We start from the raw sequence: 20765 nt of genomic DNA, 5'->3' as shown, positions 1-20765 counted from the left end.
CACCGGCCCATAAACACCTGCGCATGGGGAGAGCCAATTTCGTCCGTGGAGATGCTGATTTCCGCCGCCAGAGCCTGATCGCGGCGGCGGCCGCCTGCCTTGCAGAGGACGGCGCGAAGGGCATTTCGGTGCGCACGATCTGCCGCCGCGCGGGCGTTTCCGCCGGCCTGTTGACCCATTATTTCGACGGCATAGATGACCTGATCATCGAAACCTACCGCGATACAGGCGCCAGGGTCGCCAACGCCGTGGAGCAGGCGGTGAGCCAGGCAGGCGATGATCCGCGCGCCCGGCTGGAAGCCTATGTCACCGCCAGTTTCCGTCCACCCGTGCTCGATCCGGCGTTGCTGTCCACCTGGCTCGCCTTCTGGAGTCTGGTGAAGTCGGACCCGCAGATCGCCGCCGTGCACGAGGAGATTTACGCCGCGTTCAGGAGCGGGCTGGAACAGCTGCTGCGCGATTGCTGGGGCGAAGATGCCGATGCCAACGCCGTGCGGCTGGCGGCGATTGCCATCAATGCGCTGGTGGACGGACTATGGCTGGAGCTGTGCCTGGACGAGCGCGGGCCTTTCAGCGCCGACGAGGCCCGCGCAATCGTGCTGGAATCGCTGGGTTCACTGCTGGCGCGCGGACCCGCGCCCGCCCGCTCACCGGCGCAGGATACGCCCCAATAGCGATCTGTCGCTGATGATCGCCTGCGCCGCATTATGGCCAGGAGCACCGGTAACACCGCCGCCCGGATGGGTGCCCGCGCCGCACATGTAAAGGCCCGAAATCGGCGCACGGTAGCTGCCATTGCCCAGCACCGGACGCGCAGACCACAGCTGGTCGATGGTCATGTTGCCATGCATGATGTCCCCGCCGATCAGTCCGAACTTGCGCTCAAGATCGAGCGGGGAGTGGATCTGGCGGGCGATAACGCTGGCCTTGAAACCGGGGGCATGCGCTTCGACCGTATCGAAGATGGTATCGGCGGCAGCCTCGCGCTCATCATCCCAGCTGCGGCCATCGGGTAGTTCGGGCGCGAATTGCTGGCAGAACAGGCTGGCGACATGCTGCCCTTCGGGCGCAAGACTGTCATCCACGATGGACGGGATCAGCATTTCCACGATCGGCTTCTTTGACCAGCCATAGCGTTTGGCGTCGAGGAAAGCCTCGTCCATGTAATCCAGCGTGGGGGCGATGATGATGCCCGATTGCAGATGCTCGCCCGGTTCCGGCAGCGCGGAAAAGCGCGGCAATTCGGACAGCGCGATGTTCATGCGGAACGTGCCCGATCCGGCCTTGAACCCGCGCATCCGGCGGCGGAAATCGGCGTCCAGATCGGATGGCGCGATCAGCCGGTCGTATAGCAGCTTTGGCCCGACATTGGCGGCGATCACGCTGGCGGCGATTTCCTCGCCCGATTCCAGGCGCACGCCGGTGGCCTTGCCATTGTCCACCAGCACCTGTGCCACAGGCGCTTCCAGGGTGATTTCCACCCCAGCGTCGCGGCAGGCCTGCGCCATGCCTTGCGTGATTGCGCCCATGCCGCCGATTGCGTGGCCCCATGCACCCTTCTTGCCGTTCACCTCGCCAAACACGTGGTGCAGCAGGACATAGGCCGATCCGGGCGTGTCAGGGCTGGCATAATTGCCGACCACCGCATCGAAGCCGAAGGCGGCCTTAACGGCTTCGCTTTCAAACCAGCTGTCGAGCATGGCACGGGCGCTCTTGGCAAACATGTCGAGCAGGTCACGCTTCTGTTCCAGCGGCAGCGTGGCCAGGCTGCGCCCCTGTGCAGCGGCGGAAATCAGCGTGAGCAGGCCCTCCCCCACATTGGGCGGAGCCTTGAGGGCAAGATCGCGCAGGATATCGGCGATATTCTCCAGCGCCTCGTAATATTGCGGCAGCGCATCGGCATCCGCCTGCGAGAACTTGGCGAACTGCGCCTGCGTGCGCTCCAGACCGCCGCCGAGCATCAGATAGCCGCCATCTTCCTGCGGCAGGAAGTTGGAAACCGGCCGTTCGATCACGCGGTAGCCATAATCGGCCAGCTTCATGTCGGCGATCACTTTGGGTTGCAGCAGGCTGACAGTATAGCTGGCGGTGGAATTGCGGAAGCCGGGGTGGAATTCCTCCGTCACCGCAGCCCCGCCGATCACGTCGCGCCGTTCCAGCACGCGTACAGACAGGCCCGCCCGGGCGAGGTAGAATGCACAGACCAGCCCGTTATGGCCGCCGCCGACAATCACTGCATCATAGGATTTCGTCATATCACCTCGCTTGCTTTACAAGTGTAAACCTATAGGTTCAGCGCTGCAACACAAGCAAGTGACAGGCATCAAAAGGGGATCAATATGTTCGGCCATCTTCGTGGAATAATCCCCGGCCTGCTGGCCTTTGCCGTGCTGGCCGCAACGTCCGCATCGGCGCAGACCAGCTATGTCCATGCGGGCCGGCTGGTCGACACGATCGAAGGCAAGGTGCTGGAAGACCAGCTGATTACGCTGGACGGGGAGCGGGTTGTTGCGGTGGAGCCGTTCACGCCCCCGCCTGCCGGATCGCAGGTGCTCGACTGGTCCGCCTATACCGTCCTGCCCGGCCTGATCGATGCGCACACGCACCTGTCCGACTGGGGCCAGTCCAACAATGTGGCCGAGCCGCTGCTCCATTCGGCGGAAGAAATTGCGCTGATCGGCGCGCTGAATGCGCGTGAGACGCTTGAGGCGGGCTTCACCAGCGTGCGCGATGTCGGTGCCTTTCGCGCCAATGGCGAAGTTGCCTTGCGCAATGCGATCAACCGCGGCTGGGTGCCCGGCCCGCGCATGTGGGTGGCAGGTGCCTATCTCACCGTACCGGGCGGCGGCGGCGAAGTGACCGGCCTTTCCCCTGACGCCGTGATCCCCGCCGACATGCGCGTGGGCGTGGTGCGCAATGCCGGGGAAATGCGCGAGAAGTCGCGTTACCTGTTCCAGCAGGGCGTCGATTTCCTCAAACTGATCGCCACTGGCGCAGTGCTGGCAGAAGGAACCGAGCCGGGCGCGCTTGAACTGACCGAAGAGGAAATGCGCGCCGCCGTGGAAGTGGCGGACAGCTTTGGCAGCTATGCCACCGCCCATGCCCACGGCGCAGAAGGCATCAAGGCCGCAATTCGCGCGGGCGTCCGCTCGATCGAACATGCATCCCTGATCGATGATGAGGGCATCCGCATGGCCCGCGATGCAGGCGTGTGGCTGTCGATGGATATCTACAACGGTGATTTCATCGAGGAAGTGGGCACGCGCGATGGCTGGCCCGCCGATATGCTGCGCAAGAACGAAGAAACCACCGACGCCCAGCGCGAAGGCTTTACCCGCGCCGTGGCCGCGGGTGTGCGCATTGCCTATGGCACCGATGCCGGCGTCTATCCGCATGGCGATAACGCCCGCCAGTTCGCCTATATGGTGCGCTATGGCATGACCCCGATGCAGGCGATCCAGGCCGCTACCATCAGCGTGGCGCAGATGATGGACGAAGATGCCAATATCGGCGCCATCGCCCCGGGCCGCTTTGCCGACATGATCGCCGTCGCCAGCGATCCCCTGTCAGACATCACCGCGCTGGAGAATGTTGACCATGTGATGAAGGGCGGCGAGCTGGTGCGTTAACGCGCGCCGCCCTCACCTTCGCCCTTCAGGTAGAAATCATACCAGCCCAGTTCGCGCTCCATCCGGTCGCGAATGTAGCTTGGCACGGAGAGCGAGTGCGTCTGCCCCGGGTAGACCACCAGCCTGGTGGGCACATCCAGCGAATGGAGCACCTGATACAGCTGTTGTGAGCCGGTGCACGGCACGTTCCAGTCCACTTCCGAACACAGGAACAGCGTTGGCGCGGTGATCGTTTCCGGTTTGAAGAACGGGTAGCTCAGCTCCATCCAGCGATCGACGTTCTCCCACGGGCGGCCCAGCTCCAGCTCATAATCGCGGCTGTACTGATCAACCCCGTAGCCGCCGAAGAAATTGGCCATGCCGGCACCGCTGACGGCGGCCTTGATGCGCGGCTCGCGGGCGATCATGTAATCGGTCAAGATCCCGCCATAGCTCCAGCCGCCAACGCCAATCGCGTCCGGATCGGCCACGCCCATGTCCAGCACATGGCTGATCCCGGCGCTGATATCCTCCACATCCACGCTGCCCCATGCGGCCATCTGCTCCTGCGCGAAAGCTGCGCCGCGGCCAGAAGATCCGCGCGGATTAATGCCCAGCACGGCATAGCCATTGGCGGCGAAAACCTGCCAGTCGCCCATGAATTCATGGCTGAACTGATACACCGGCCCGCCGTGCAGGCGCACCACCAGCGGATGGCGCTGTCCGGGCTGGTGATCCGGCGGCAACAGCAGCTGGCCATGAATTTCGGTATCGCCGCTCATGAACGAAACGTCCTGCGTCGCGGAAAGGCGGCGACCGGCCACCCACGCATTTTGCGGGCTGAGCGTGCGCGGGCGCTGCTCCACGCTCATCAGGGCGGTGGGCGTGTTGCTGTCCCCATCCAGCACGGCGATGCGGCCATTTGGCGATGCTGCGAAGCCATACGCGAAGCGGCTGCCGCTGGTCAGATAGGTGATCCGGTCACTGGCAGGATCGATCCGGGCCAGCCAGGTATCGCGGTCCTGCTCCACCAGAGCCAGAATGGTCTTTCCGTCAGCCGACCAGCGCGGGAAATAAACCCAGCGGTCAATCCACGCCACGTTGCGCTCGGTCCCCGTCGCCAGATCGGCGGTGACGAGCTGGTAGGGGGTGTACCAGTTGAAGCTTTCATCCCCTGCCCGCGTCCACACCAGCTGGCTGGAATCGGGCGACCATTGCGGCCTGCCAAATTCGCCCGACATATCCGAATCGGCATCCTTGAAGGTGCTGATCCGGCGCGGCTCTCCGCCTTGCGGGGACATCACATAGATATCGGTGCAGTAATGGCGGTCCGCATCCTCGCAGCGCTTGGAAACAAAGGCGATCCACTGGCCATCGGGTGACCAGGCGGGAGAGGCGTTGTCATAATCGCCGCTGGTGATCTGCACGGCGTCTCCGCTGGCCAGGTCGACCCGGAACATCTGTGCGCGCCGATCATCCAGCCAGCCACGTCCGTCCTGCCGGATGATGAAACGGTCAATCACCACCGGCGGCGGAACATCGGGGTTCTGGCCCACGTGCACGCCCACTTCGGATACCACCACGGCACTGCGCCCATCGGGAGACAGCGTGTAGCTGTCCACGCCGCCCGGCAGGGTGGTTACCTTGCGTGCAGCCGCGCCTGCTTCACTGATCCACAGCTGGGTCGGCTCATCGTCCTTGCCGCTGCGCAGGAAAGCCAGCACGGTGCCATCGGCGTTATAGGTCGGCGCGCTTTCATCACGGTCCAGCGTGGCCTGCACCGCATGGGCATCCCCGCCCTGCCAGCTGACGGTCCACAGATCGCTCTGCGTGGTCTCGCCGTCACCCGGACTGGTGACGACATAGGTGATGTGGTTGCCATCGGGGGTGAACGCGGGCTCACTGACCCACTCGACCTGTAGCATGTCATCGGTGGTGAAGGCCTGCGACTGTGCCAGCAGCGGTGAAGCGGGAGCCACAACCAGCGCTGCAATCAAGATTCCGAAACGACCGACCTGCATGGCTGCTGTCCTTGCAATTGAAACTTTCGCCATTGCTGCGCCATTCCCGGGATAGTTTCAAGCGCTGCAGTAGCGAATGCGGCCATTCGCGATCTAAATGGTTTCTTGCCGAAACAAGCGGGCCTAGGATCGCAGGCCTGCCAGATAACCTGCCAGATAAAGGGTCGGCTGATGACGACAATCGCAAGTGCGCTGCTCCACCCAACCACCAATCTGCGGTCGGCTGCGCAGTCCGGCCCGCTGGTGTTTGCCCATGGCAAGGGCGTGCGCATCTTCGATCGCGAGGGCCGCGATTTTATCGAGGGGCTTTCGGGCCTGTGGTGCACCGCGCTGGGTCATGGTGACGAGGAGCTGGCAGAGGCCGCCGCCCGCCAGCTGCGCGACCTTTCCTATGCCACCCTGTTTGCCGGCAAGGCGCATGAGGGCGCGCTGGACCTGGCGGACAGGCTGGTGGCGATGGCACCGTTCGATGCCGCGCGCGTGTTCTTCGGCCAGTCGGGCAGCGATGCCAATGACACGCAGATCAAGCTGGTCCGCCATTACAACAATCTGATCGGGCGACCGGGCAAGAAGAAGATCATCGCGCTCGATCGCGGCTATCACGGCGTCACCATCGGCGCGGCCAGCCTGACCGGGCTTGCGGGCTTCCACCGCGAGTGGGACCTGCCGATCCCCGGCATTTTGCGCGCGCGCTGTCCCTATGCCTATCTGGAGGCGCACGCGGGCGAGGATGAAGATGCCTTCACCGCACGGCTGGTTGCCGAACTGGAGGCGATGATCGTTGCCGAAGGCCCCGAAACCATCGCCGCCATGATCGCCGAGCCTGTGCTGGGCGCAGGCGGAGTGGTAATCCCGCCGCGCGGCTATTTCGCGCAGGTGCGGCAGGTGCTGGACCGGCACGACATATTGCTGATCGCGGACGAGGTGATCACCGGGTTTGGCCGCACCGGAGAGGCCTTCGGCAGTCAGACGATGGGCCTCAGGCCCGATACGATGACCTTGGCGAAGGCGCTGTCCTCCGGATATGTGCCGATCAGCGCGGTGCTGTTGCCGCAGCAGATTTATCAGGCGTTCGAGGATGCCAGCGCCACGCTGGGCGTGTTCGCGCATGGCTATACCTATTCGGGCCATCCGCTGGCCACCGCCATCGCGCTCAAGACGCTCGACATCTACCGCGAACGTGACATTTTCGGGCAGGCGCAGCGCATGGCCCCGGTGTTCGCGCGGCACCTGCAGGCGCTGGCCGATCACCCGCTGATTGGCGAGGCGCGCTCTGTCGGCATGATCGGCGCGCTGCAGATCGTGCGCGACCGCAAAACCAGGGCGTTGTACGATCCGGCCGACGGCGTGGGGGCATGGTGTGCGGATACGGCCGGAATACGACACGGCGTGCTGTTCCGCGCCACTTTCGATACGCTGTGCTTCGCTCCGCCGCTGGTGATCAGTGAGGCGGAACTGGATGAAATGTTCGCCCGCGTGCGCGCCGCGCTGGATGACGCTCTGGAATGGCTGACGGCCCGGGGGCTCGCCCCGAATTGAATGCAGCATTGAAACGAAAGGAACGCGCCTTGTATCGCACCCTCACAGCATTGCTGATCACATCAGCGCTGGCCTGTTCGGCCCCGGCAATGGCGCAGGCCGATATGCCGCTGGCGCGTGACCTGCTGGAACGCCTGATCGAAACCAACACCGCACCCAGCGGCGGCAGCGACACGCGCGGCGCGGTGGCGCTGCTGGAGGCAGCCCTGCGCGATGGTGGCTTTGGCGATGATGAAATCACCGTGGTGGGCCTGACGGAAAAGCTGCCCAATCTGGTAGTGCGGCTGCGCTCGCCCGATCCGCAGGCCGGGGCCGTGCTGATGATGGCCCATCTGGATGTGGTGGAAGGTCTGGCGTCGGACTGGTCGGTCCCGCCCTATGAGGCGACCGAGCAGGATGGCTATATCTATGGCCGCGGTGCCACCGACAACAAGGCCGGTGCGGCGATACTGGTGGCCAATCTCATCGCCATGAAGCGCGAAGGCTTTGTGCCGGACCGTGACCTGATCGTGATGCTGACCGCCGATGAGGAGACGGACGGTTTCGCCGCCGATTTCCTCGCCACGCAAAGGCGCGACCTGATCGATGCCGATTTCGCGCTCAACACCGATGGCGGGCTGGTGATCGTGGGCGATGACCAGCAGCCGCGCGCATTCGTGATCCAGACGGCGGAGAAGGTGTACGTCACCTATGCGCTGAGCGCGTCCGATCCCGGCGGCCATTCTTCCGTGCCCAAGACCAACAGTCCGATCTCGCAGCTGGCGCGCGCGCTGGTGGCGCTGGAGGACCATCATTTCCCGATCAACCTGAATGAGACATCGCGCGGCTTCTTCGCCAACTGGAGCGTGGTTGCGCCCGATGAGGACCGCCCGCTGCTGGAAGCGCTGGCAGCGGCGCAAAACGGCACGGACGGGCCGGAAGGGATCGGTGACAACCCCTATTACAACTCGCTGGCGCGCACGACCTGCGTCGCCACCCAGCTATCGGGCGGTCATGCAGAGAACGCCCTGCCGCAGACCGCCCGCGCGGTGGTGAACTGCCGCGTGCTGCCGCAGGAATCGACCGACGATATCGAGGCTTCGATCCGCGCAATGGTGGCGCCGTTCGGGGTGAATGTGGAACTCATTTTTCCAGCCAACCCCAGCCCGCCATCGCCCTTGCGCGATGATGTGCTGGGACCTGTGACCGCAACGGCGCACCGATACTGGGGCGACGTGCCGATCATTCCCGAACTCAGCACCGGCGCGACCGATGGCGCTTTCGTGCGCAAGGTCGGCATTCCGGTCTACGGCGTGGGCGCCATTGCCGAGGACCCGGACGATATCCGCGCGCATGGCATGGATGAGCGGATCGGCATCGATGCCTTCGCCGATGCACTGGGCTTCTGGTACGATCTGACCAGGGATGTAGCCACCATAGACTGAGCAATTGCAGATCGGCGCCACGGCCCGATTGAAACACTGTTTTACGTCTGTTAAACAAGACGTCTGACAGCGAGAGGAAGTTCATGGCCGCAGCACCGCAATATGACGCAATCGTGATCGGTGGCGGCCACAACGGGCTGACCTGCGCCTTCTATCTCGCCCGCGCGGGCCACAAGGTCTGCGTGCTGGAGCGGCGGGAAATCGTCGGCGGCGCGGCGGTGACCGAGGAATTCCATCCCGGCTTTCGCAATTCGGTGGCCAGCTATTCGGTCAGCCTGCTCAGCCCCACGGTGATCGCGGACATGGATCTGGCGCGCCACGGTCTGGAAGTGAAGATCCGTTCCGAAGGCTATTTCGTGCCGCTGGGCGACGATGATTATTTCCTGATGGGCAAGGATGAGGACCGCAAGCTGGCAGAGATCGCCCGCTTCTCTGAAAAGGACGCGGCGGCCTTCCCTGAATACAACCGCAGGCTGGACCAGCTGATGCACCTGCTGCGCGAAACGCTGCATGTGACCCCGCCCAATGTCGGCGGCGGCCTGGGCGAGCTGCTGGGCGCGGCGGGCCTTGGCAACAAGCTGCGCAAGGTCGGGATCGAAGGCCAGCGCGACCTGCTCGACCTGTTCGGCAAGAGCGCGGGCGAAACCCTCGACAGCTGGTTTGAGACCGATGTCCTCAAGGGCGTGCTCGCCTTCGATGCGATGACCGGCAATTACGCCACCCCCTATACGCCCGGATCCGCCTACGTGCTGCTGCACCACGTGTTTGGGGAAGTGAACGGGGTGGAAGGCGCATGGGGCCATGCGATGGGCGGCATGGGTTCGATCACCCAGGCGATGGCCGCGGCCTGTATTGAGCAGGGCGTGGAAATCCGCACCGAATGTCCGGTGGCCAAGGTGCTGACAGACGGCAATCGCGCGGTTGGCGTGAAGCTGGAAAGCGGCGAAACCATCACCGCCCGCGCGATCACATCCAACCTCAATCCCAAGCTGCTGTTCGGCAAAATGGTGGAGGAAGAGGCGGTCCCGCCCGCCTTCGCCCGCCGCATGCGTGACTGGAAATGCGCCAGCGGCACCTTGCGCATGAATGTGGCGCTGAAGGAATTGCCGCAGTTCACCTGCCTGCCGTCAGACGGCATCGGCCGCCACCACAAGGCCAGCATCCTGATCACCCCGTCGCTGAAGTATATCGAGACAGCTTACGACGAGGCCCGCGCGCATGGCTGGGCCAGCCAGCCGGCCATTGAAATGCACATCCCCAGCTGCATCGATGACAGTCTGGCACCTGCGGGCCAGCATGTGGCCAGCCTGTTCTGCCAGCATTTCGCGCCCGAACTGCCCGATGGCAAAAGCTGGGACGATCACCGGGAACAGGCAGCAGACACGGTGATCGACACCATCACCCGCTATGCCCCGAATTTCCGCGACGCGATTGTCGGCAAGATGGTGCTGACGCCGATGGATCTGGAGAACAAGCTGGGCCTCACCGGCGGGGATATCTTCCACGGCCAGCTGCGGCTGGACCAGCTGTTCAGCGCCCGCCCGATGCTGGGCTATGCCGATTACCGGATGCCGCTGGACGGGCTGTATATATGCGGATCGGGCGCGCATCCCGGCGGCGGAGTGACCGGAATTCCCGGCTATAATGCGGCGCGTGAAATGCTGCGTGACCTGCGCAAGAACAGGTTGCCAAAGCGGCGGCATAAAGCCGCATGACACTGCGCTCCGCCTTGGCCCTGCTGATTGCGCCAGCCCTGCTGCTGCCCGCCGTTCCGGCGCAGGCGCAGCTGGACCTGGCGCGCGCCGGCATCACCAGGCTGGATAATGGGCTGACGGTCATCGTGCTGGAGGAAAACAGCCTGCCGGTCGTCTCCGTGCAGGTGCTCTACAAAAGCGGGTCGCGTGATGAGACTTCGGGCAAGACCGGCCTTGCCCACATGCTGGAACACCTCGCTTTCCGCGCCAGCGAGAACTTCCCCGATGGCTCGGCCACCGATACCGTCTATGATGCGGGCGGCGAATGGCACGGCTACACCTGGATCGACCAGACGACCTATTTCGCCACCGCGCCCGCTGAAAAGCTGGACCTGTTGCTGGCGATAGAGGCGGACCGCATGGCGCGCGTCACCATCGATCCTGCGGCGATGGAGGCCGAAGCCGGGGCCGTCATCACAGAGATGCGCGGCTATCAGAACGATCCATCCACCGTACTGTTCGATGCCGTGGTCGCCAGCGCCATCCAGGCACACCCCTATCGCAACAACACCATCGGCTATGAAAGCGATGTCGCCGCGCTGACTGCGCAGGATGCGGAGGATTATTACGCGCGCCACTATGCCCCGGAAAACGCAGTGCTGGCGATTGTCGGCAATGTCGATCCGCAGGCCGCACTGGCGCAGGCGCGCGCGTATTTTGATGAACTGGCGGCGCGCGAAGCGGCCCCGCGCGTAGTATCGGTGGAACCCCCGCAGGCCGGGCTGCGGCGCGTCAATCTGGCGGGGCCGGTGGAGCGGCAATATCTGCGCATCGCCTATCCCGCACCGGCGGCATCGAGCGCCGATTTCGCGCCCTTCCTGCTGATGCAGCAATTGCTGTCGGGCGGATCGGGCGTCAATTTCCGCCAGAATGACTGGGGCACCCCAGCTGCCGATGGTTCCGTGCTGGCAGGCGCCGTGGATGACATGGCGAGCTGGTTCATCCCCACCGCAGACCCTTACCTGTTCATGCTCTCGGCCTCGCTCGATACCGCTTCTGACCGATCAGAGCTGGAGCGCGAACTGGAAAGCCGGATCGCTGCTTTTCGCAGCGCCGCGCCCTCTGTTGCCGCGCTGGACGCGGCGCGGGCGGCGGTGCGCGCGCAACTCGCCTTCGATCTGGAGACGACCGAGGACGCCGCGCACCAGCTGGCTTTTTTCGAAGGGATTGGCGCGCTGGAGCAACTGCTCGCGCTCGATGATGCGCTGGCGCGGACCATGCCTAACGACATAAGGCGCGCGGCGCAGGCATATCTGGACCCCGCCCGCCGCACGATTGGCTGGTATGGACCGGGCAGCGCGCCGGGCGCTCTGGCCACAGCGTCTGGCAACCTTTCCCCGTCAGCCCAGCGCCCCGCTGTGCGCGATGTGGGCACCGCCGCCTCACCGGCCCAATTGCGGCACCTGCCGTCCGGTCTGCCGGTGATACTGCGCCCCGTTTCGCAATCTCCCTTGGCCAGCGTGATGCTGGTGCAGAGCGGCGCGCGGCTGGGGCTGGAGGGATCACCCGATGGCATCGGCGTGGCGCAGGCATCGGGCCTTGCCGCCGATCTGCCGCGTCTGGTGGCACAGGCCGCCGCCGCGCTGCGCGAAGCTTCTCCACCGAGTGCCGAGGAGCCGAGCAACGACCCCTCCACAAGGCTTGGCCAGATGCTGGCCGCACAGCGCGATGGAAGCAGCAGTTCAGCTGGCCCAACAGGCGGCATTGCCTTTGCCGTGGTCAGCGGAGCGGTCGATACAGACAGCGCCTATGCTGCGCTGGCTAGCGAACTGGGCACCGCAAGCCCCGCCGCTCTGCCAAGCCCAGCGCGTTTCAGGCCGGGCCGGAACGGAATGGGGATGGAAAAGGCACTGATCCCGTTGCCGCTGGCGCAATCCGCCATCGGTTACAGCGTGGCCGCCCCTGCACCGGCCAGCCGCGAAGGACTGGCTTGGCGGATGCTGCTGTATGTGCTGACGCATGATTATGGCGGCAGGCTGGGTGACGCGGCGATCAGCGAGCGCGGCCTCGTCTACTATATCGGCAGCGATTACATTGGCGACGCCGCGCAGGGCCGGATCGAGATCACCGCCGGTGTCGATCCGGGCAAGATCGATGCGTTTGAAGCGATGCTGCGCGATCATATCGCCCAGCTTTCGACCCAGCCGCCCGGCGCGGCGGAGATCGCCGCCGCCCGCGCACATATCCTTGGCCGGGAGGCGAGCGCGGCGATGGACAATCAGGAAATCGCCACATCGCTGGCCCGCCACTTCCTCACCAGCGGGGGCCTGTCGGACAATGCGGCCCTTTCCCGCCAACTCGCCGCAATCGGTAGTGAAGACCTCGCCCGCGCCGCACGCGGCTTTGCCAATGGAACAATATTGCGCGTCGATGTGACACCGGCGCCGGAAGGAGACGATTGATGACTGGCTCTGCAAGTCAAACGCAAGGCAGCCCGCGCCTGGTATCCGATCAGGCATCGTGGAGCCTGCCCGCATGGACCTATAATGACGAGAGCTTCCTGGCGCTGGAGCGGCAGCAGATCTTCATGCCTGCCTGGCATCTGGTGTGCCACGTCAGCGACATACCCAATCCGGGCGATTACCGCGCCTTTGCCATGATGGGCGAGCGCGCCATCGTGGTGCGCGGCAAGGACGGGCAGGTCCGCGCCTTCCACAATGTCTGCCGCCACCGCGCCGCGCGCCTGCTGGATGGCAGCGAAGGCAATTGCGGCGGGCGCATCACCTGCCCCTATCACGCGTGGAGCTTTGCGCTGGACGGCAAGTTGCTGGGCGTGCCGTTCATCGAGGAATACGAGAACTTCGCCAAGGGAGACTTCGGCCTGTTCCCCATCGAACAGGATATCAGCGGCGGCTTTGTCTATATCCGTTTCCAGCCGGGCGGGCCTTCGCTGGCCGAATATCTGGCTCCGATCACGCAGGAAATGGGCATTTACCGCTTTGACGAGATGCAGCCAATCGGCCCGATCCGCAGCCGCATCCGCAAGGTCAACTGGAAGAACGCCTGCGATAATTATGTCGATGCGCTGCATATCCGCGTGGCGCATCCGGGGCTGAGCAGCCTTGTGCGTGACAGCTACCGGCTGGAGGTGGATCAGGGCGTGGACAAGATCTTTGCCGATGTTGGCGCGGTCCATTCCCCCGGCCTCTCGGTTCAGGCCTACCGCGATCTGCTGCCCGATGTCGATCACCTGCCCGAAGATCGCAAGCGCATGTGGACATATTACCGCATGTTCCCCGCGCTGATGTTCGATGTCTATCCCGACCAGATCGATTTCATGCAGTTCATCCCCGTCGATGCCACCACCTGCATCCTGCGCGACGGGGCCTATGCCCTGCCCGATGACCGGCGCGAAATGCACCTGACGCGCTATCTCAACCAGCGCCTCAACCGCGATGTGAATACCGAGGACAAGGGGCTGATAGAGCGCGTGCAGGACGGCATGGGCTCGTCCAGCTTCTCCGTCGGGCCGCTGGGCAGGAACGAGATCTGCCTGCGCAGTTTCGCCAACCGGATGCGCGACACAATCCCGATATCGCGGGAGCCGCAGCGCCCCTCGCGTGAACGGCTGGAAGCAGCGCTGGAGGCCTAGCGCATCGCCTCATACACGGCGCGGGCGCGGGCGATATTGCCCAGCACCGTCTCGCGTTCAGCGGCATCGTTATAGTCCTCGCTCGTCCGCGCGTGCTGTTCGATCAGGTCGATCCAGGTGAGCATGTACTGGCGGTCTTCCTCGGACCGGGCGGGCTTTCCGTCGACGCTGACATAGACCGGGCTGGTGGTGCCATAGGGATAGAGGTCGAGCACTTCGGGTTGATCTTCGGAGCTCCACGCGCGCAGCAATATCCACCCGCTTTCAGAAATCGGGATAGTGCCCCTCGCCGCTGCAAATTTGCCATCCGCATCCAAAGTCAGCGTGGCCGCAACCTGACCATTGTGGATGATCTCCACATGATCCACCCTGGCCAGCGATATCATTGCCGCCGTCCATTCCAGTTCGCCACCTTCGGCAGGCAGAGAAATGTCACCGCCCGGTCCTTCGCCATTCAGATCAAAGACCAGCAGCGGCGCATTGGTGGCGATCGAGCGGCCCGCGCGCAGGCCGGCAATCCACGCATCGCGGCGCTCTACGGGGCTTGGGCCTTCCGCCAGTTCACCGGGCAGAACATATGTGCGGTTGAGGCCCACCGGGCCGCGCAGGGAGGCGTAATTGGCCATCGCATCGGTCCCGCCTGCGGCAGAAATGCGGAAGCCCAGATTGAGCAATCGGTACCAGATATCCGCCGATGTGTGGAAATCGGCAAAGCCCACGGTCTCGTAATAATCCATGTTGCCCAGCGCCGCATCCACGGGGACCTGGTGCGTGGAATAGGTGTTCGCCTCAGCGCCGGGATCGAACGGATGGACATAGCCAACGACCGCGCCCTGCTGGTGCGCCAGATCGGCGATGGTGGGATTGTCCGGGAACAGGCTGAACAATCCGGTGCCGGGATAGGACGAATAATCGGGCAGCAGGAAATGGCTGGTCAGCCCCAGCAGGCCCAGATGGCCCCAAACGCTGGTGTGGAATTCCTGCGCAGGCACCAGCAGCGTATCGGCGGTGGAGGCTGGGTCAGGCTGCGTCCCGGCATATTCGATATCGGGAATGCGCTGCTCCTTGTTGACCAGCGTGTTGAACACGATGTCGAGGTCTTCCGCTGCCGCCTGCGCCACCATGCGTTCGGGCGTCATGCGGTAGGACCCGCCATAGTTCATATGCACATGCACATCGGCGCTCTGCCATGCGTCAAAACCGGGCAGTGTGATCGGCTGCATCTGCACGGTCAGGCGCGTTGCGGGACCCGGGCGGATATCGACAGTGCGATGTTCGACTGCATGTTCCAGCCCGCGCCACACGGTTACTTCGGCTGGCCCCACGGGCAGGGTGATCCCGGCATGGCCGTTTGCGTGGAAATAGCGCTGTTCCTGCGCACGGTCGGCACGGTCGAAATTGTCATCCGCATGGATCATCGCGGTTTCGGGCGCATAGCTTCGGCCATCGCTGCCGGTGACCGATATGCGCGCGGCAACGGGCCTGCCGTCCTCATCGGTCAAGGTCAGCGCCAGCGTGCCCACATCGTGCAGGTAGACAGGGGCACTGATCGCCAGTTCGCGGCGCGCGCCGCCCGGCAGGTCCAGTATCTCGATACGCCCGTCGCCGCTTTCGTTGGAGACGAAGGCGATGTGGCGGCCATCGGGTGACCAGCGCGGCGAGAAGATATCGAAATCGCCATAGGTCAGCGGAATCGGCAGGCCGCCCGCCGCATTCACGATCCACAACTGGTGCCATTGCCGCCCGGCATAGGAAGACCAGATTATGCGGCTGCCGCCCGGACCCCAATCGGGCCGCGCGCGCCAGCTGGTTTCCTCCTCGCGCACAAGCTGCGGCTCTCCGCCTGCAACCGCGCGGCGCCACAGCGATCCTGTACCATATCCGGTCTCCGGATTGGTGACATAGATGATCTCGCTGCCATCGGGGGACCAGCTGGGGCTCAGCTCATGATCGAAGGTGGAATAATAATAGCGCGAAATCGCGCTCTCGCGTTCGGGAGAGAACTGCACCGGTTCAAATGCGCCGCCATCCATTGCCGCGGTGAAGATGCGGAAACGGCCGGTGGCAAAGGTGGAGACAAAGGCGATGCGGTCCCCGGAGGGCGACCAGCGCGCCTCCAGATTGACGCCGCCATTGCTGGTGAGCCGCCTTGCAGCGCCGCTGGCGACATCCAGCGTCCACAGCTCGATCGCGTCCTCATCATAGCGTGAAAAGATGATCGTGCTGCCGTCGGGCGACCAGTCCGGCTGATAGTCATAGCCCGGCCCCGCGGTCAGCTGGAACGCCTCACCGCTGGCGATGTCCTGCCGCCACAGGCTGCCCTGCATCGAATAGACCAGCGCGCTGCCATCGGGCGACCAGCTGAGCGAACTGGCTCCGCTGGTAAGCTGGGGAATATACATTTCGCGCCAGTAGTAATTATGCGGCACGTCCACCTGTCGCAGCACCGGTTCGCGGCCCGGTTGAGGTTCGCTTTGAGCCTGATCCTGGGCATTAACAGGAATGGCCAGCGCAAAGGCGAGGAGGATTGCGGCGGCGAACGAGCGGATCATTGGGCAAGCCTTCCGTGGCGGGCGAGTATCTGGCGCAACTGGTCATGGTCGAGCGCGGGAACGTGGTGCCCCTCGGCCCCGGTCATCGGCTGGCCCGCAACCATCGCGTTGACGATGGCTTCCTCCACCGCCTGTACCGTGGCGGTGAACAACGGGTCCATATTGCCATTGGCGATCATTTCGACCGGTGGCGGATTTTCCGAAGCGGCATCGGGATTGGCGGTGGAAAAGGCAATGAAGATATCGCCCGATCCATTGCCGCTGACCGCGCCCGTGCGTGCCAGCCCCAGCGATGCGCGGCGGGCCAGCCGCTGCAATTGCGTGGGCAGCAGCGGCGCGTCGGTGGCGACCACGATGATGATCGATCCGGTTTCCTCATTCCACACACGCGGCGTATCAAGCTCGCGCCCGATCGGCACACCGGCGATGGTCGCCTGATCGCGCAGTCCGTGATTGGCCTGCACCAATACGCCCACGGTAAAACCGCCCTCCTCAGCCGTCAGCACGCGAGAGGCGGTGCCGGTGCCGCATTTGAGCTCGTAGCAGATCATGCCCGTGCCGCCGCCGACATTGCCTTCCTCGACAGAGCCGCCATGCGCGCCTTCAATCGCTTCGAAGACATGTTCGGGCTTCACGTGGAAGCCGTTGATATCATTGAGATGGCCGTCCCATGTCTCGGCAACAACGGGCAGCGACCACCAGTAGCCGGTGGCATCGGCCCCGCCCTGCGCCACGCGCCACTGGATCACCGCATCGCGCACCACGCCCACGGAATGGGTGTTGGTGATCATCACCGGGCCTTCCAGAAAGCCGGATTCGTCGATCCATGCCGTCCCGGTCATCTCGCCATTGCCATTGAGGGAGAACCAGCCGGCAAAGGCGGGCCTGTGCATCGTGTCCGCCCCGCGCGGCAGCACGGCGGTTACACCGGTGCGCACATCGTCGTCCTCAACAATGGTGGCAAAGCCCACGGTCACCCCGGCCACATCGGTAATGGCGTTGAGCGGACCTGTTTCGCCATCGAAAGGCACGCCCAGATCGCGCGCGCGCGGTTCATGGGTGGGTGCGGTCTGGGCAAGAACGGGCGCGCTGCTCAGCGCGGTGAGGGCAATGGCGGCAGCGATCTTCAGCATGGTCATTCCTCTCAAACCTTGTCACGCAGGGCCTTCAGCCCCTCGCCCTCCAGCACGAATATCCGCTCGGCACTGGCTTCGGAAAAACCGGCCGCCTCATAGAAGCGGGCACCGGCCTCATTGGATGCGGCAACCGACAATCGCAGATATTGCGCGCCGCGCGCCGCGCGCGCCAGCAAGGCAAGCGCCACGCCGGCACCGCGGTGATCGGGCGCGACATAGAGATCCTGCACATAGATGCCGGGCAGGCCGCGCCAGCTTGAATATTCGGGGAAGCACAGCGCCATGCCCACGGCCTTGCCATCGCACATGGCAAGGTGCGCGGTGAACAGCGGGCGCGGTCCAAATCCATGCGCCAGAATGGCCGTTTCACCGCCCTTGATGGCACCGGGATAGCCGGTTTCTGCCGCCAGCGCTTCCAGCATCGCCTGGATCAGCCCGGCATCCTCGGCGCGGGCAAGGCGCAATGTTACCTGGTCTGTCATCGTCAGAACGCCACCTTGTCATGGCCCTTGAGCGCCAGCATTTCGCGGGTTTCCCCGGCTGTCGCCACTTCAAGGCCGAGCTCTTCCAGAATCCGTCGCATGGCCGCAACCTGCGCGGCATTGCTGGGGGCCAGTGCGCCGCCGGGAAGGCTGAGCGAATCCTCCAGCCCGACGCGCACATTGCCGCCCATCACCGCGCCCACCGTGGCCAGCGGCAATTGCTGCTTGCCCGCCGCCAGCACGGAGAAGCGATAATCATCGCCCAGCAGCCGGTCCGCGGTGTTCTTCAGGTGCACCAGATTGTCCACCGTGGCGCCGGCCCCGCCCAGCACGCCGAGCACGAATTGCAGATAGATCGGGCCTTTCACCAGCCCCTTGCGGTAATAGTATCCGAGTGTTTCGACGTGGCCCAGATCATAGCATTCGAACTCGAACCGGGCGCCGGTCGCCACGCCCATTTCGAGGATTTCCTCAATATCGGCAAAGCTGTTCTTGAAGATCGCATCGCGCGTCTTGAGCAGCAATTCAGGCTCCCAATTGTGCTGCCAGTCGGAATAGCGATCAGCCAGCGGGAAGGTGCCGAAGTTCATCGATCCCATGTTTAGCGAGCACATTTCAGGCTGCGCGGCGCGCGCCGGGGCCAGCCGCGTTTCCAGCGGCATCAGTGACGATCCGCCGGTGGAAATGTTGAGCACGGCATCGCAGCGACCGGCGATATCCTCCAGAAACGGGCGGAAATGCTCAGGATCGGCGCTGGGATAGCCGCTGTCCGGATCGCGCGCGTGCAGATGGATGATCGCCGCGCCCGCCTGCGCCGCCTCGACAGAGGCATCGGCGATCTGGCGCGCGGTGATGGGCAGATGCGGGCTCATCGTGGGCGTGTGGATCGATCCGGTCACGGCGCAGGTGACGATAACCTTACGCGCAGGACGGGCCTTGGAGATGCGATCAGTCTGTACGTTCATGATAACTCACCCGCATGGCCGAAAGGCCGACAAGAAAAACCAGCACCGTGCCCACCACCATCACCGCGCCCAGCGCGTTGACTTCCGGGCTGACGGAATCGCGCAGCATGGCGTAAATCTGCGTCGGCACAGTCTCCGTGCCGCCCGGCTTCCAGAACAAGGTGCCGGTGATGTTGTCGAAACTGATGGTGAAGGCGAACAGGGCGCCTGCCAGCAGCGCCGGAGTCAGCAGCGGCAATGTGGTGCGGAAAAAGGCCTGCACCGGGCTGGCGCCAAGGCTTTTGGCCGCATCCTCATAGGCCGGATCGAGCCCGGTCAGCCGCGCCTGAATCACCAGGATCACGAACGGCAGGGCAAAGATCACATGGCCCGCCAGCAGCAGCGGAAAGCTGCGCGGCACGCCCATCCATGACAGGAACAACAGCAGTGCCGCCGCCAGCACCACTTCGGGCACCAGCAGCGGGGCCAGCAGCACGCCCGCCACCCACGCCTTGCCGGGGAAATCATGGCGCACCATCGCCAGCGCGGCCAGCACGCCGATGGCGGTGGAGATCAGCGCCGTGGCCAGCCCCAGCACCAGCGAGGTGCGCACCGCGGCAAGAATTGCATCATTGGCCCACAGATCGGCGAACCATTGCAGCGTCACGCCCTCAATCGGGAAACCGCCGAACTGGTTGGTGGCAAAGGCCAGCAGGATCACCGCCGCCAGCGGCAGGAACAGAAAGGCATAGATCGCCCCGGTGGCCAGACCCAGAACCGTGCGCGAGGTCATGCTGCCGCCCTCCCGATCCGTTCCAGCCCCAGGAAGCGGGCGGCAATGGCGGTGACCATGCCCAGCGCGCCCAGCAGCAACAGCGCCAGCACCGCGCCGGTGCGCCAGTCGAGCTGGATGATCATCGCCTCATAGATAAGATTGGCGAACATCGCGTCCTTCGGGCCACCCAGGATGATCGGCGTGACATAACTGCCCGCCGCCAGCAGGAAACAGATCAGCGATCCGGCGGCAAGGCCGGGCACGGACAGAGGCAATGTGACGCGGCAGAATGCCTGCCAGCTGCTCGCCCCCAGCGATTTTGCGGCACCGGGCAGGCTCTCATCCAGCCCATCGAGCGCGACATAGATGTTGAGGATCATGAACGGCAGGATGAAATGGACCAGCCCGACGATCACCGAAACCTGATTATACAGCAGCGGCCACGGCGTATCGATCAGCCCCAGCCCCATCGCCGCCTCGTTGATCGCGCCGCTGGCACCCAGCACGTTGATCCAGCTCATCGTGCGGATGATATAGCTGATCCAGAACGGCAGCACGATCAGCAGCAGCAGCAGGGGCCGCCAGCGCGAGCGCGACGTGGCCAGGAAATAGGCTGGCGGATAGCCCAGCAGTGCGGCCACCAGCGTGGAAACGCCGGCAACCAGCAGGGTCTTGACCAGAAACCACCAGTAGAAGCCATCGCCCAGAACGGACTGCCACGCGCCCGTTCCGGCGGTGTTTTCGGAATTGCCGACGTTCAATATGCCCAGCGACAGCAGCACGGTGAACAGCAGCGGCACCAGCAGCAACAGGGTGATGGCGATGATGGCGGGCGCCAGCAGCCAGCGATGGGCCAACGCTCTTTTCGAATCTGCACCTTTCGAATCTGTACCCGGCATTTTCATATTGCCATATCCACCTGCTGCATGGCATTCTCT

The 20765-nt window shown here is 64.2% G+C and carries 15 protein-coding genes; 7 read left to right on the top strand and 8 right to left on the bottom strand.

Features of this window, described 5'->3' with window-relative positions:
- The first annotated feature begins 23 nt into the window (after window positions 1-23).
- Window positions 24-674, top strand: coding sequence for a TetR family transcriptional regulator C-terminal domain-containing protein (locus ABDZ98_RS06635; RefSeq protein ID WP_160590062.1), 651 nt, complete (start codon window positions 24-26; stop codon window positions 672-674).
- Here the strand turns inward: ABDZ98_RS06635 and ABDZ98_RS06630 are convergent.
- Window positions 648-2255: a phytoene desaturase family protein gene (locus ABDZ98_RS06630; protein WP_160590063.1), complete on the bottom strand. Its 1608-nt coding sequence runs from the start codon at window positions 2253-2255 to the stop codon at window positions 648-650. The genes ABDZ98_RS06635 and ABDZ98_RS06630 overlap by 27 nt on opposite strands.
- An 84-nt stretch (window positions 2256-2339) precedes the next feature.
- Here ABDZ98_RS06630 and ABDZ98_RS06625 point away from each other — a divergent pair, with 84 nt between their 5' ends.
- Entirely contained in the window at window positions 2340-3629 is a 1290-nt protein-coding gene (locus ABDZ98_RS06625) for a Xaa-Pro dipeptidase (protein ID WP_160590065.1), read from the top strand.
- On the opposite strand, the gene ABDZ98_RS06620 is transcribed toward ABDZ98_RS06625, so the two are convergent.
- The gene (locus ABDZ98_RS06620) at window positions 3626-5587 is read right to left on the bottom strand and encodes a prolyl oligopeptidase family serine peptidase (RefSeq protein WP_160590066.1); all 1962 of its coding nucleotides are present in this window, start codon (window positions 5585-5587) and stop codon (window positions 3626-3628) included. The two genes, ABDZ98_RS06625 and ABDZ98_RS06620, sit on opposite strands and share 4 nt — an antisense overlap.
- Before the next feature lie 213 nt (window positions 5588-5800).
- On the opposite strand from ABDZ98_RS06620, the gene ABDZ98_RS06615 reads away from it, so the two are divergent.
- From ABDZ98_RS06615 to ABDZ98_RS06595, 5 genes are all read left to right on the top strand, one after another.
- Window positions 5801-7168 (top strand): aminotransferase, encoded by a 1368-nt coding sequence (locus ABDZ98_RS06615; RefSeq protein WP_160590068.1) that lies wholly within the window; start codon window positions 5801-5803, stop codon window positions 7166-7168.
- Window positions 7169-7197: 29 nt separating this feature from the next.
- Window positions 7198-8592, top strand: coding sequence for a M20/M25/M40 family metallo-hydrolase (locus ABDZ98_RS06610; protein ID WP_160590069.1), 1395 nt, complete (start codon window positions 7198-7200; stop codon window positions 8590-8592).
- 83 nt (window positions 8593-8675) lie between these two features.
- The gene (locus tag ABDZ98_RS06605; protein ID WP_160590071.1) at window positions 8676-10307 is read left to right on the top strand and encodes a phytoene desaturase family protein; all 1632 of its coding nucleotides are present in this window, start codon (window positions 8676-8678) and stop codon (window positions 10305-10307) included.
- Window positions 10304-12748 carry a M16 family metallopeptidase gene (locus tag ABDZ98_RS06600; RefSeq protein ID WP_160590072.1) on the top strand — a complete coding sequence of 815 codons (2445 nt, stop codon included), beginning with the start codon at window positions 10304-10306 and terminating at the stop codon, window positions 12746-12748. Before ABDZ98_RS06605 ends, ABDZ98_RS06600 begins: the two co-directional genes overlap by 4 nt.
- Window positions 12748-13938 carry an aromatic ring-hydroxylating oxygenase subunit alpha gene (locus ABDZ98_RS06595; RefSeq protein ID WP_160590074.1) on the top strand — a complete coding sequence of 397 codons (1191 nt, stop codon included), beginning with the start codon at window positions 12748-12750 and terminating at the stop codon, window positions 13936-13938. Before ABDZ98_RS06600 ends, ABDZ98_RS06595 begins: the two co-directional genes overlap by 1 nt.
- Here ABDZ98_RS06595 and ABDZ98_RS06590 read toward each other — a convergent pair.
- Genes ABDZ98_RS06590 through ABDZ98_RS06565 form a run of 6 tightly spaced genes read right to left on the bottom strand, consistent with a single transcriptional unit; the run spans window position 13935 to window position 20684 of the window.
- Window positions 13935-16490: a CehA/McbA family metallohydrolase gene (locus tag ABDZ98_RS06590; protein WP_160590076.1), complete on the bottom strand. Its 2556-nt coding sequence runs from the start codon at window positions 16488-16490 to the stop codon at window positions 13935-13937. The genes ABDZ98_RS06595 and ABDZ98_RS06590 overlap by 4 nt on opposite strands.
- On the bottom strand, window positions 16487-17623 hold the full coding sequence (locus ABDZ98_RS06585; RefSeq protein ID WP_160590077.1) for a DmpA family aminopeptidase: 1137 nt from the start codon (window positions 17621-17623) through the stop codon (window positions 16487-16489). The genes ABDZ98_RS06590 and ABDZ98_RS06585 overlap by 4 nt, the downstream gene beginning before the upstream one ends.
- 11 nt (window positions 17624-17634) lie before the next feature.
- On the bottom strand, window positions 17635-18108 hold the full coding sequence (locus ABDZ98_RS06580) for a GNAT family N-acetyltransferase (protein WP_160590078.1): 474 nt from the start codon (window positions 18106-18108) through the stop codon (window positions 17635-17637).
- Window positions 18109-18110: 2 nt separating this feature from the next.
- On the bottom strand, window positions 18111-19073 hold the full coding sequence (kce, locus tag ABDZ98_RS06575; RefSeq protein ID WP_160590080.1) for a 3,5-dioxohexanoate:acetyl-CoA acetone transferase: 963 nt from the start codon (window positions 19071-19073) through the stop codon (window positions 18111-18113).
- Entirely contained in the window at window positions 19057-19845 is a 789-nt protein-coding gene (locus ABDZ98_RS06570; protein ID WP_160590081.1) for an ABC transporter permease, read from the bottom strand. Before ABDZ98_RS06570 ends, kce begins: the two co-directional genes overlap by 17 nt.
- Window positions 19842-20684, bottom strand: coding sequence for an ABC transporter permease (locus ABDZ98_RS06565; protein WP_202385936.1), 843 nt, complete (start codon window positions 20682-20684; stop codon window positions 19842-19844). The genes ABDZ98_RS06570 and ABDZ98_RS06565 overlap by 4 nt, the downstream gene beginning before the upstream one ends.
- Between the last annotated feature and the right edge of the window lie 81 nt (window positions 20685-20765).

The organism is Alteraurantiacibacter aestuarii, from assembly GCF_039523595.1.
GTDB classification, from domain to species: Bacteria; Pseudomonadota; Alphaproteobacteria; order Sphingomonadales; family Sphingomonadaceae; genus Alteraurantiacibacter; species Alteraurantiacibacter aestuarii.
This window is presented reverse-complemented; position numbering and strand designations above follow the sequence as displayed.